Here is a 13,535-nt window from a genome sequence, read left to right as displayed (position 1 = left end):
GAAATCAGCGGCTTTTTTGTATCTGGCGTTTGCGTAAAGAACTTACGTATTTTCCACTACGCCACCTTTCGGCTCACTTCAAAACGCCCAATCAATTGGTCTAAACGGCTCAATGCATTGCCCATCAAGGACACTCGACGTGCGAGTTGCTTAGTAGACAGTTGTAAGTCAGATATTGAACGTTGGGCTTTATCTGCCGTTTGTCCATTTTTCTGACTGTTTTCATCTAAGTTAGACATCGTGGTAAAGAGGTCACTCACCGCTGATTGAATTTGCTCACTGCGAGCATTTGAGTCGACTGTTAAGTTTCCTTTACTCACATTCTCGACACCTCGCTCCATGGACTCAACAGCACTGCGAGACTTACTATGCAGCTCTTTCATTAGGTCACTAATATGGTTAGCAGCTTGTGAAGTTCGGTCAGCCAGAGTTCTTACTTCAGAAGCGACGACAGAGAACCCTCTCCCGTGTTCACCTGCTCTTGCCGACTCAATGGCCGCATTCAAGGCCAAAAGGTTAGTCTGCGCGGTAATGTCAGTAATGATATCTATAATGTCAGACACCTTAGTCATTTCATTATTCACCTCATTCACGCTATGCGCCGAGCTTTCTACGATATTGCGAACAATCTCCATGCCTTCGACGGACTGATTGTACTCCTTCTCTGCGCTCAGGACGGCTTGTTTCATCACCGTGTCCATTTGCGTTGCTGAGACACTCGCATGAGTAATTTCGCTCTGTTGATACTGACTCAACTGAAGCATATTGCTTAACGCTTGTGATGCATCATCACTGGTTTGCTTCATCACGACACTGCGACGAAACATCGATTCCGAAACCTCTCTAACTTCGTGACTCGCATGGATCAACTCACTCACCGTGTTATCTAAATTGTCGATAAAACTGTTAGTCCAGCGCCCTAAGTTGCCAAGTTCATTATGACTGAATGTGGTGGGATCAAGTCTCCGACTTAAGTTGCCATCACCTTCAGCTAAGGTCTGCATTACCCCGGTCATTTCATGAATCTTCTTCGCTAGTGGTTTGGCGCTAACTAAACGGAATAAGCCCAATGAAAGCAACGCGCAAGCGAACATAATGCCACTCTGCATAAAAGGTGTGAGTGTATAAAGGTTGGCAAACAGTAATGGAACAAATAGAGGCAGTAGCATGCAGCTGATAAAGTGCTTAGATAAGGTATAACTTAGACTTCGGTCTCTGTAGACCTCTTCTAAATCGGACTCACACATCATGCCAAAGGTATCTGGTGAACCATCCAATTGAAAAGTGATACCTTTGCCAATAACGGGTATGTGGCGATAGTCAGAATACCCCGGATAACCAATAAACAAGTTATTGCCATTTTTAATGGTTTCTCTTACGCCTGGGTGAAGCTGATTAGTGGCTGGGTCTGTAAAACGAATCTCAAATTCGGTGTGGTGCTGGATCTTAACCGTTCCCCAATCAGTATGAATCCCTTGCTTTAAGTTCTCGCCGTGTGAAAAGGTATTATCTTCAAAGCGAGAACGAGAGAGCGCAACACCCGGCTGAGTATGAGGATCATGAATGGAGTCGACCATAAAGATATAGTTATCACCCGACTCGCTATAAATATGCCCCGCTTCTCTTTGAATAATGTCACCAATAACATCATTTGGAACACGACCACATAGGAATTGCGGCGCCCCTTCATCCCGAGAAAATGGGACATAAAACATCAACGTCACTTGGTCATGAAACGATGAACTCGAGGCCCCTACGTTCAACGTGCGTGGATCCATATACGGCCCATGAAGATAACGCTTTGAAGCCCCTTCAACTAAAGCCTTCTTGTCTCCAAGAGTAACCCCTATATGTTCATGATAACTCGATGCTTGTGCGATCCCCTTGGCATCGACGATCGCCAACTCAGAAAAATCCGTACTGCGTTTAAGAAGACTAGCTAACGTCCCCTGAGCTTGTTCTTCCGTTCGACTTGCTAAATAAACCGCAGAGTCTTCTAAAAAATCCCATTGATTCTTGACCCAATTATGCAGAAGTTGAACTCGCGTGTGAGCAATACTTTCAAAAGCTTGTTCAAGCTCTTCCGTCCTACTTCTATTGAGGAAACAAGCTCTGCGCATAGCCAGTTTTCCTGTTGCGCCAAACCAATTAAGCCAACTACGTTCCTTGTCCGTCAGGTTCATTTTTATCCCTTGTGTTTTTATAGACACATGGGTAAAGCAATTTACAGACCACAATTAATCACACAAATATGTAACTAATTAATAAAAAAGAACTTTAAATGATCCATAATGGTGCAGCTGTGTCTTTTATGGTGCAACATGCGCTTATTTCACACCATCATTTCAATGAGCTATCAGGCGCCAATTTGAGAGGCTAACCGTGAACATGATAGGCCGCTTTTAACAGCTGCATGTGAATAGGGACCAGATCTTCATGCTGTGTTCGATAGCCACCACCAACAACACATGCCATCGGAATAGACTCTGATCTCGCTAATTCAATCATGAAACAGTCGCGTTCAAATATCCCTTGTGTCGAGACATTCAAATAACCCAGTTCATCGTCTTGATGGATATCGATCCCAGCATCATAAATAATCAAATCAGGTTGATGGTGAGCAATCGCTAACTTAGTGACTTGTTCAAAACAACGTAAGAACTCTGCATCTTCTGTTTCACGACTTAACGGCACATCTAAATCGGATAATGGCTTTCGTGCAGGAAAGTTTTTGTCGCAGTGGAACGACAGAGTAATGATGTCGTCGTTCTCTTGGCAAAGAGTTGCTGTGCCATCACCATGATGAACGTCGCTATCAACGATCAGCACTTTATCGATATGTTCAAAGGTCAGCGCGTGTTTTGCCGCTAAGACCAAATCGTTCAACAAACAAAAACCACTGCCAAAATCATGATGCGCGTGATGATAACCACCACTCAAATGAATCGCTAAACCACTCTCTATTGCCATTTCAGCGGCCAAGCAGGTTCCACCACTTGAGTAGAGTGTTCTTTCGATAAGTTGCTCACTCCAAGGGAAACCGATGCGTCTCATCTTTGCTGCAGGCAAATTACCAGATACAAGCAAATCGACATATTCACTATCGTGTACCTGCTTTACTTGTTCTATCGAAACAGGCATTGGTTGGAACACTTCAAACTTGCTCTTCCATCGAGGTTCACTATCTATCAGCGCCTCAACAGCACTATGCAGCAACTGATATTTGTTAATTGGGTAACGGTGACCTTCTGGTAAAGGTAACTGCGAATAGATTGGGTGGTAAATTAAAGGAATCATAATCAGGCTAATTGCGTATCTTTCTCAAAATCATAACAGTCTCAGACTTGGCGACAACCCTAATTAATGATAATGATTATCGCTACCACTAATTAAAGAAAAGAGATAACAATGAAAAACGTAATACTCATCTTTAGGGTGATCTGCGGCTCAGCGGCAGCAGTAATGATTTTTGTAGGAATGCTAATGGCCAGTTGGTGGAGCGTTGATTTTCTCGTGTTAAGCCATCAAACTTAACTAATTGAACTGAAAAGGAATCACCATGAGCGTTATTTTCATTACTGGAGCAAATCGCGGCATTGGTTTAAGCCTGACTCAACAATACTTGGAAGGTAGCCACAAGGTGTACGCGACTTATCGTGATGCCAATTCAGCAAAAGAACTGCTCTCTCTCGCAGACCACAATAGCAACCTGACCTGCATTCAATTAGAGATAACTGATTACCAAGCGGTGAGCCACCTCACTTCGCAAATAGAGTCGATTGATATCTTGATCAACAACGCTGGCTACTATGGTCCTAAAGGTTATGGTCTGGGTAATACCGATGTCGAAGAGTGGCGCCGTGTATTCGAAGTCAACACCATTGCCCCACTAAAGCTTGTTGAGACTCTATTACCTCTTATAGAAAGTAGTGACGTCAAAAAGATCGCCTGCCTGTCTTCCAGAGTCGGTAGCATGTCCGAGAACACATCAGGCGGAGGCTACATCTATCGCTCCTCTAAAGCCGCTCTAAACTCCGTGGTGAAGAGCCTAAGCAACGACTTAACCGATGATGGCTTTACGGTGTTAGCACTGCATCCAGGTTTGGTGCAGACTGAAATGGGTGGCCCTAATGCTCTGATCGACACCGACACTTCAGCTTCCGGCCTGATTGAAGTCATCGAGTCAGCGAATACCGAAGTGAGTGGTCACTTCTTCAATTTCGATGGCAGCGAAATTGACTGGTAATCCACAGATGAATGCAGGGCATCTCTCAAACCTAGTTAAGCACTCAACGCTGTTTTGTCTAACAGTGATGCTAGCTGGCTGTTTCAGTGATGGCCCCGGCGACTTGTTCGACGACTATCAAACAAAGATAGCCAGAGTACAAGATGCTGACGAGATAATAGAGGAATGGGAATTTGAAAGCCTACCGAGAAAACGAGAACTGCTGCTTGACGTGCCCTCACTCTCTATCGGCCTCATCGACAGCTACCAGCTTCGTCAGTGTGGATTGTTCAATCTGATTGCAGAAAGAAATTCGGTTCTGGGCAAGGTCGCGGATGAGTTTCGTAATTACGATTATCAAGTCGCGCTACTTGAAGGCGTGGGCAAATGTTTATCCAGTAATGAATTAGACCCAGAGATCGTAGAATTACTAAGAGAAATTGAGCAACAGAAACTCGCACAGTTTCCACTGCATCAATGGAATCTCATCTATGCCAGCGATGCTATGCAGTCGCAAATGCGTGGTAGCCAGTGGTTGCGTGCTGATATCGGAGAACAAGTTCGACAAACAGGTGACGCACTAGAGCATATCAATCTAGCGTTAAACACACCGCTCGCTTCCGGTAAAACCACCGCAGTTCAAGAAAGATTAGAGAAGAGTTCGACGCTTGGGGATTTGTACTACTCGCTCGCTCGGGCGTCAGTTGAGCTTGATACCATCACCAAACAGCTGACAACTTTTGATGACAAGATCATCTGTGGTAAACAACGAGACACCACTAAGTTTCGCTATCTCAACAATGTGTTCGAACAACAGTATATTGACAAGGTTCAGCCTTACATGGCGCAACTGGATGGCTACTATCAGCACATAGCCCCGCAACTAGGAATGTTTGACGCGCAACCTGAACTGCACAGTTATTACTTTCCCATCCAAGATGCACATCAAGCCTTTCGATCATCCACTCGTCGCCATGTTGACTATTGGCAGCAACTGTTTAAACGTTGTGGCCGTAAAGTCGGTCGCTAATCCTAACCTCAATAAGTCTTAGCTTTTAGTGCTCTTTTTAGCGGAAGTACCTTTCTTAGCATACGTACCTGTCTTGGCGTAAGACTTCTTCGCCCCACCGCCTTTACGGCGTTTGAAGGCAGGTCTCTCGACTTTAGGAAGGTGGCGGAGTGATTCAGGAACTTCTCCCGTTTTTACTTTACCCATTAAACCATCAATCTTGCTTTCTAACGCTTGCATGAAAGGCTGATACGCTTGATTTCGTTCTGCCATGCCTTGCAGCTGGTGCTCCCAATGTGCCGTCATGTCTGGGAAGGTAGAATCCTCAGGTAAGGCATGAATCAAGCCTCTGCCCGCAGGGCTACTGTGAATACTCTTACCTTGGCGCGTTAGCAGCTGCCTTTTGAATAGAGTATCTAGAATACCCGCACGGGTTGCTTCTGTGCCAAGGCCATCGGTTTCTTTCAAAATGCCTTTGAGATCTTTGTTCGCAACAAAACGCGCGATACCTGTCATCGCTTGAAGCAATGTCGCTTCCGTGAAGTGTTTTGGTGGCTCAGTTTTCTTATCACCAATCACGCCTTCACGGCACGTCAACACCGTACCTTTATCCAATGGAGGAACCGTATCCGTGCCATCCCCTTTTTCTTCGGTATCCGTTTTACCCATCAACACCTTCCAACCCGGGTTGATAAGCTGACGCCCTTTTGCGATGAACACGCCACCAGCGATATCAAAGACCAGCTTAGCATCAGCAAAAACCGCAGGTGGGTAAAACTGCATTAGATACTGACGAGCGATTTGCTGATAGATTTTCATCTCGTTGGCAGACAGGCCGTTCACCGATGACTTCTTCGGAGTAGGAATAATCGCGTGGTGAGCATCGACCTTACTGTCGTTCCATGCTTTTGATTTAAGAGAAAGGTCCGCACCTTGAGCGCCACTTTGCAGCTCTTTGGCATTGTTAGCGATAGCGTCTACGATCGACTCTCGCTGTGAGTAGTGCTCTTTAGGCAAATAGCGGCTATCAGAACGTGGGTAAGTGATGAGTTTGTGTTTCTCGTACAATGACTGACACGTGTCTAACACCTGCTGAGCACTCATACCAAAACGCTTAGACGCATCAATCTGCAAAGCTGACAGCGAGTAAGGCAGTGGCGCAGCTTGTTTACTTTGCTTTTGCTCTGATTCCGTCACCGTCGCGGGTTGATTCGCAATTCGGTTAGCCACATTCTCAACCAGCTTTCGATTGAGCACGCGCCCTTCTTCATCTTGCCATGGTTTACATGCTTCGCTTGGCTTCCAACGTGCGCGAATATCAAAGCTCTGGCCGTTATTTTGATAAGGGATCAAAGCGTGCAGCGTGAAGTAATCTTTGGGAATGAAATTTTCGATCTCTTCATCGCGCCTTACGACCAAACCAAGTACAGGCGTTTGTACCCGTCCGACCGACAACACACCTTGGTAGCCGGCCTTTTGACCGAGTAAGGTATAAGCACGAGTCATGTTCATGCCATACAGCCAATCGGCTCTAGAGCGCGCTAATGCGGAAATAGAAAGCGGAATAAAGTCACGGTTGCTGCGCATTTGAGAAAGTGCACGTTTTACGGCAGGTAAGTTCAAGTCGCTGATCAGTAGCCTGTCCATCGACTCTTTCTTAGCCTTAGAGACTTTGCAGTAATCAATCACTTCATCAACCAGCAACTGCCCTTCTCTATCCGGGTCTCCGGCGTGAACAATTTGAGTGGCGTCCTTCAATAGCTTTCGGATCACCGTGAGCTGTTTGCTTGAAGTCTTACGCGGTCTTAGCTGCCATTGCTCCGGCACGATAGGAAGATCGGCTAAATTCCACTTCTTATAACGGTCGTCATAAGCATCCGGCTCAACCTGCTCCAATAAGTGTCCAATACACCAAGTCACCACATCCCCATTGCCACATTTGATAAACCCTTGGTCTTTCTTTTGTGGATTAGGTAGTGCAGCGGCGATCGCGCGGCCGAGGCTTGGTTTTTCAGCAATAATAAGGCGAGACATGTTTTTCCAGATGCTACAAACAATTAGAGCCACATTATCTAATGTGGCCCTAATAAATCAAGAAAAACTGGTTGTTTATACAGTTAGCATTCCACTATTCAAGCTTCAGCTTTCTTTATAAAAACTCAACGAACTTAGAGAAGTCGCGCTCTGGCACTTTCATTGGTGTACAGCCTGGAGTGCCTAGGTATAGGAAGCCAACAATTTCATCGTCGCCTTCTAGGCCAAATGCTTGGTGTACTTCTGGGTGGAACATCCATTTACCTGAGCGCCAAAAGCCTTGGAAACCTTGTGCGACTGCGGCCATTTGCATCGCCTGTGCAGCACAACCCGCAGACAGATGTTGTTCGATAGCAGGCACTTTCTCGTGCTCAGTTACTTTGGCAATCACAGTAATCACCATCGGAGCTCGGAACGGCGCTTTTTTTACTTTCTCGATAACCGCTTCTTCGCTGTCATCCGCTTCAGCGGCGCGCACCAAGATGTCTGAAAGCTTTTGTAGGCCTGAACCTTGCGCGATAACAAAGCGCCATGGTGTTAGTGCACCGTGGTCTGGAGCACGCAGCCCTGCTTTGATGATGTTTTCTAACGCCACACCTTCAGGTGCCGGATCAGAGAGTTTTGCGATTGAGCGTCTGTTGAGCAATAGATCCAAAGCATCCATTTGAAGTCCTTACTATTTCTTTATTATTTGTATACTTGAACTTTAGCACAGAATACAAACGATAATAAATCTCAACGGCTGTCCATTTAGGCTAGATTAGAAACAATAAAGGCTCCTAAATCTATGACTTAGGAGCCTTGTTCAAAATCTAACTCAGCAAATTAAGTAACAATATCTACTGATAAGATTACAGTTTGATAGCTGATTCTATAACTTAATCGCTAGCTCAACACCTTGACGAATTGCGCGTACTGCATCCAATTCACCCGCGTAATCGGCGCCGCCTATCACATGCAGTTTGCCACCAAACTCTTGCCACATGTCTTCGAATGGACGAACTGACACCTGACCTGCACATACGATAACCGAGTCAGCATCCAACACCTGCTCTTTCTTACCAACGCTGATATGCAGACCTTGGTCATCAATCTTGTTGTAGCTCACGCCACCCAGTAGATTAACACCGCGTTTTTCTAGTGTGCGTTTGTGAATCCAGCCTGTAGTTTTGCCCGGACCTTTACCAACACGACCCGCTTTACGCTGCATCACCCACACCGTTTTATCGCTGAATGAATCAGGGTAAGGGTAAAGTCCGCCTGGGTGTTCCATATTCTTATCGATGCCCCACTCATGCAGCCAATCGTCTAGGCTGTGTGAAGTCGGTTCTGTCAGCATGGTTGCCACATCGACACCAATACCACCAGCACCAACAATCGCGACCTTTTCGCCTACTGGTGTCTTTTCACGAATCAAGGTTTGGTAATCGACCACGTTTTCTTGGTCAATGCCCTCAATATCGAGCTTTCTTGGCTCTACGCCAGCCGCCATCACGACTTCATCGTACTTCAACAACATCTCAAACGTTGCCTCAGTATCCAGTTTCAGGTTCACGCCTGATGCGTCGATTTGGTTAGCAAAGTAGCGAATCGTTTCTCTGAATTCTTCTTTACCCGGAATCTGCATTGCCAATCTAAACTGACCGCCGATACGGTCATTTTTCTCAATCAAGTCAACCTTATGCCCACGCTGAGCTAAAGTCGTTGCACAGGCTAAACCGGCTGGGCCTGCGCCGACAACCGCAATGGTCTTAGTCGCTTGCGCTGGCTGAACAACAATTTCAGTCTCGTAACAAGCGCGTGGGTTCACCAAACAGCTCGCACGTTTACCTTTAAACACGTTATCAAGGCAAGCTTGGTTACAACCGATACAGGTATTGATGAACTGAGCTTGGTCTTGAGCTGCTTTATTAACAAAATCCGGGTCTGCCAAGAATGGACGCGCCATAGACACCATATCAGCCTGCCCAGAGCTAAGAATACGTTCGGCCTCTTCTGGCGTATTAATTCGGTTACATGTCACCACTGGGATCGACACGTATGGTTTCACTTTTTCCGTCACCCAAGAGAATGCACCACGTGGTACTTGTGTCGCGATAGTCGGAACACGCGCTTCATGCCAACCGATGCCGGTATTGATAATAGTCACGCCTGCTTCTTCCAGCTTTTGAGCCAATAGAACAACATCTTCAAAGGTGCTGCCTTGCTCAACCAAATCCAGCATCGACAGTCGGAAAATAATAATGAAGTCGTCACCCACTGCTTCGCGAATCGATTTAACAATCTCCAGCGGGAAACGCATGCGCTTCTCATAAGAACCGCCCCATTCGTCGTAACGCATATTGGTACGTTTACAGATGAATTGGTTAATCAAGTAACCTTCAGATCCCATAATCTCAATGCCGTCGTAACCCGCGACTTGGGCGAGTTCGGCACTGTTGGCAAAGGCACCAATGGTCTTTTTGATCTGACGAGGGCTCATCTCACTCGGTGCGAACTTAGCGATTGGCGCTTTAATACCCGAAGCACTTTGCGCGAATGGGTGCATGGCATAGCGGCCAGCATGCAGCAACTGAAGGGCAATCTTACCGCCATGCTTGTGCACGGCCTCGGTAACAACTTGGTGAGCTTTTGCATGCTTCACTTTACTGAATTCAGCACTAAATGGGGTTAATCTGCCACGTAAATTAGGAGAGAAACCACCGGTAACAATAAGGCCAACGCCTCCTTTTGCTCGCTCTTCATAAAACGCGGCGAGTTTGTGGAGACCTTCTTTATTTTCTTCTAAACCTGTATGCATTGATCCCATCAATACACGGTTACGTAACTGGGTAAATCCAAGATCGAGTGGTTCAAGTAAATGTGGGTACATGGCAGACATCACTTCTATTATTTTATCCTTGTGGTCTGACCACAGTATAGTTCAATTACCAAAAGTTCAAACAACCGTTTACATTTTTGTAACACCGATCATAATGCTGCACGTATTAATCGTTCAGAAGCCCTTAATTTGACTACACTTAATGAGAATATATATCGATTAACAATTCTTGGTGTAGTTTGAGCTTGGGAATTATCGTAGGATACTAAGCAGTTCATATTATTGAGATTAATGGTACTACGGCTTGTTAAAGCGACGTGATCTCACTGCGGAGACAGAATGAAAAAAATATTCAAATTTATAGGCATGATCTTTAAAGGGATTTGGAAGCTCATTACGTTTGTACGTCTTGCGCTGGTTAACCTAGTCTTTTTACTTAGTATCGCCATCATCTACTTTGTGTACTTCCACTCAGATACGGCTCAACCGACGGTTCCACAGGATTCGGCTTTAGTGCTTAACCTGTCTGGCCCTATTGTGGAACAAAGCCGCTATATCAATCCGATGGATTCGGTCACAGGTTCACTGCTTGGCAAAGACCTTCCAAAAGAGAACATCCTGTTTGATATCGTTGAAACGATTCGCTACGCAAAAGACGATGACAAGGTTACTGGTATCGTTTTAGCACTCAAAGAGCTGCCAGAAACCAACCTGACCAAGCTGCGCTACATTGCTAAAGCATTGAATGAGTTCAAAGCATCAGGCAAACCGATTTATGCGGTGGGTGACTTTTACAACCAAAGCCAATACTACCTAGCCAGCTACGCAACTAAGGTATTCCTATCACCAGATGGTGGGGTTCTTCTTAAAGGCTATAGCGCTTACTCGCTTTACTACAAAACGTTGTTAGAGAAACTAGACGTCAACACGCACGTGTTCCGTGTAGGCACTTATAAGTCAGCTATTGAGCCTTTCATTCGTGATGACATGTCAGACGCAGCGAAAGAGTCCGCTTCTCGTTGGTTAAGCCAACTATGGGGTGCGTACGTTGATGATGTCAGCAATAACCGTCAAATAGACGCTAAGACACTGAATCCAAGCATGGACACCTTCTTGAAAGAACTGGAGTCGGTGGACGGTGACATTGCAAAACTGGCTGAGAAACTTGGCTTAGTGGATGAGCTAGCGACACGCCAGCAAGTTCGACTAGAGCTTGCCGATGTTTTCGGCAGTGACGGCCAAGACAGCTACAACGCGTTTGGTTACTACGAATACCGTGCAACCATGCTTCCAGACATGACCAGTGAATCTCACGACGTTGCCGTGATTGTAGCGAGCGGCGCAATTATGGATGGCAAGCAACCGCGTGGCACCGTTGGCGGAGACACCACTGCAGCCCTACTGCGCCAAGCACGTAACGACGATAAAGTGAAAGCGGTTGTACTTCGTGTCGATAGCCCAGGTGGCAGTGCCTTTGCTTCTGAAGTTATCCGTAATGAAATAGAAGCGATCAAGCAAGCGGGTAAACCGGTTGTTGTGTCGATGTCGAGCCTTGCTGCTTCAGGTGGTTACTGGATCTCGATGGGTGCGGATAAGATCCTAGCTCAACCAACCACACTAACGGGTTCAATTGGTATCTTCAGTGTTATCACCACCTTCGAAAAAGGGTTGAACGATATTGGTGTTTACACTGATGGCGTTGGCACCTCACCTTTCTCTGGTCTTGGTATTACAACTGGACTTAGCGATGGCGCGAAAGACGCGTTCCAAATGGGCATTGAAAACGGATACCGCCGATTCATCAGCCTAGTTGGAGAAAATCGCGGTCTGGAAGTCGATGCTGTCGACAAGATTGCTCAAGGTCGAGTTTGGACAGGTCAAGATGCGATTCAGAAAGGCTTAGTCGATGAGATTGGTGATTTCGATGATGCGGTTGCAGCTGCGGCTTCACTTGCAGAGCTTGAAAGCTACAACATCTACTGGGTAGAAGAGCCACTTTCGGCCACTGAACAATTTATTCAAGAATTTATGAACCAAGTTCAGATGTCGATAGGCCTAGATATTCAATCGATGATACCAAGCAGTTTACAGCCTGTTACTCAGCAGTTAGCTCAAGATAGCCAGCTGTTAGGCAGCTTTAACGACCCACAAGGCCGATACGCTTTCTGCTTAAATTGCCAAGTTCAATAAGTTGAGCCAATAACTCAATGACTAAGGGGTACCTCTGTGTGAGGTGCCTCTTTTTATTGCATGATAATTCGCTATAATCGCCCCCCCTGTTCCCTACATCACACTAAGTATTAATCGCCATGGAAAGAAAACACATCTATATCGCGTACACCGGCGGCACAATTGGCATGCAGAAGTCTATTGACCACGGCTATGTTCCAGTCGCAGGTTTCATGGATAAGCAGCTAGCTGGCATGCCTGAATTCCATCGCCCAGAGATGCCTAAGTACACCATTCACGAATACTCTCCATTAATGGACTCTTCAGATATGACGCCACTTGATTGGCAGACTATCGCTGATGACATTCGCGCGAACTACGATAAGTACGATGGTTTCGTTATCCTGCATGGCACAGACACTATGGCTTACACTGCCTCTGCACTGTCTTTCATGCTTGAAAACCTCGGCAAACCTGTGATTGTTACGGGCTCTCAGATCCCACTAGCAGAGCTTCGTTCAGACGGACAAGCAAACCTGCTGAATGCGCTACACATTGCCGCAAACTACCCTATCAACGAAGTGACACTGTTCTTCAACAACAAGTTGATGCGTGGTAACCGCAGCACAAAATCACACGCAGATGGCTTCAATGCGTTTACGTCTCCAAACCTGAATCCATTGCTAGAAGCGGGTATCAATATCCAACTTAGCAATAACGTAAAGGTAAACGAACAACCTAAAGGTGCTTTCAAGGTTCATAACATTACTCCGCAACCTATCGGCGTAATCACAATGTACCCAGGCATCTCACACGAAGTTATCCGTAACACGCTATTACAACCTGTTAACGCGATGATTCTGCTTACTTTCGGTGTGGGTAACGCACCACAAAACCCAGAACTGCTTCAGCACCTGAAAGATGCCTCAGAGCGCGGTGTTATTGTGGTGAACCTAACTCAATGTTTGGCTGGTAAAGTCAACATGGGTGGTTACGCGACAGGTTGTGCACTAGCAGAAGCGGGCGTGGTGAGTGGTTACGATATGACACCAGAAGCGGCACTGGCGAAGTTGCATTATCTATTAAGCCAAAACCTAGGCTACGAAGAAGTGAAGGCTCAGATGCAACAAGTATTGCGCGGTGAGATGAGCTTATAACCTGTTCAAGGATTCACGTTAAAGCCAGTTATTCTATGAAAGTAACGGCGGCTTAACGTGAACTAAATCGTTTTATTGCTTATAAATAAAAGAGTTAAACTAAAAGGGGTGGCACATTGC

General features: G+C 46.0%; 9 protein-coding genes. 4 read left to right on the top strand and 5 right to left on the bottom strand.

From position 1 onward, the window contains the following. Positions 1-56 precede the first annotated feature (56 nt). Entirely contained in the window at positions 57-2,183 is a 2,127-nt protein-coding gene (locus tag AB4512_RS20945; protein ID WP_017071092.1) for a methyl-accepting chemotaxis protein, read from the bottom strand. 193 nt (positions 2,184-2,376) lie between these two features. Next, positions 2,377-3,297 (bottom strand): histone deacetylase, encoded by a 921-nt coding sequence (locus AB4512_RS20940; RefSeq protein ID WP_372175553.1) that lies wholly within the window; start codon positions 3,295-3,297, stop codon positions 2,377-2,379. A 262-nt stretch (positions 3,298-3,559) separates the two neighbouring features. Between AB4512_RS20940 and AB4512_RS20935 the strand changes: the two genes are divergently transcribed. Together AB4512_RS20935 and AB4512_RS20930 are read left to right on the top strand one after the other, a co-directional pair. After that, the gene (locus tag AB4512_RS20935) at positions 3,560-4,246 is read left to right on the top strand and encodes an SDR family oxidoreductase (protein ID WP_372175551.1); all 687 of its coding nucleotides are present in this window, start codon (positions 3,560-3,562) and stop codon (positions 4,244-4,246) included. Continuing rightward, positions 4,224-5,255, top strand: coding sequence for a DUF3080 domain-containing protein (locus tag AB4512_RS20930; protein ID WP_372055164.1), 1,032 nt, complete (start codon positions 4,224-4,226; stop codon positions 5,253-5,255). Before AB4512_RS20935 ends, AB4512_RS20930 begins: the two co-directional genes overlap by 23 nt. Before the next feature lie 18 nt (positions 5,256-5,273). Here the strand turns inward: AB4512_RS20930 and AB4512_RS20925 are convergent, their stop codons facing one another. From AB4512_RS20925 to AB4512_RS20915, 3 genes are all read right to left on the bottom strand, one after another. Further along, complete coding sequence (locus AB4512_RS20925) at positions 5,274-7,268, bottom strand: DNA topoisomerase III (RefSeq protein WP_372055166.1); 1,995 nt, start codon at positions 7,266-7,268, stop codon at positions 5,274-5,276. Between the two features lie 115 nt (positions 7,269-7,383). Continuing rightward, on the bottom strand, positions 7,384-7,932 hold the full coding sequence (locus AB4512_RS20920) for an NAD(P)H nitroreductase (protein WP_017059376.1): 549 nt from the start codon (positions 7,930-7,932) through the stop codon (positions 7,384-7,386). Positions 7,933-8,139: 207 nt separating this feature from the next. After that, on the bottom strand, positions 8,140-10,149 hold the full coding sequence (locus AB4512_RS20915; RefSeq protein WP_017070327.1) for an NADPH-dependent 2,4-dienoyl-CoA reductase: 2,010 nt from the start codon (positions 10,147-10,149) through the stop codon (positions 8,140-8,142). A gap of 279 nt (positions 10,150-10,428) precedes the next feature. Here AB4512_RS20915 and sppA point away from each other — a divergent pair, with 279 nt between their 5' ends. Further along, positions 10,429-12,279 carry a signal peptide peptidase SppA gene (gene sppA, locus AB4512_RS20910; protein ID WP_372175548.1) on the top strand — a complete coding sequence of 617 codons (1,851 nt, stop codon included), beginning with the start codon at positions 10,429-10,431 and terminating at the stop codon, positions 12,277-12,279. A gap of 119 nt (positions 12,280-12,398) precedes the next feature. Continuing rightward, positions 12,399-13,415, top strand: coding sequence for an asparaginase (gene ansA / locus AB4512_RS20905; protein ID WP_017063439.1), 1,017 nt, complete (start codon positions 12,399-12,401; stop codon positions 13,413-13,415). Positions 13,416-13,535 lie beyond the last annotated feature (120 nt).

The sequence above is a fragment of the Vibrio sp. 10N.222.52.B7 genome, assembly GCF_041474275.1.
GTDB lineage: Bacteria > Pseudomonadota > Gammaproteobacteria > Enterobacterales > Vibrionaceae > Vibrio > Vibrio crassostreae_C.
This window is presented reverse-complemented; position numbering and strand designations above follow the sequence as displayed.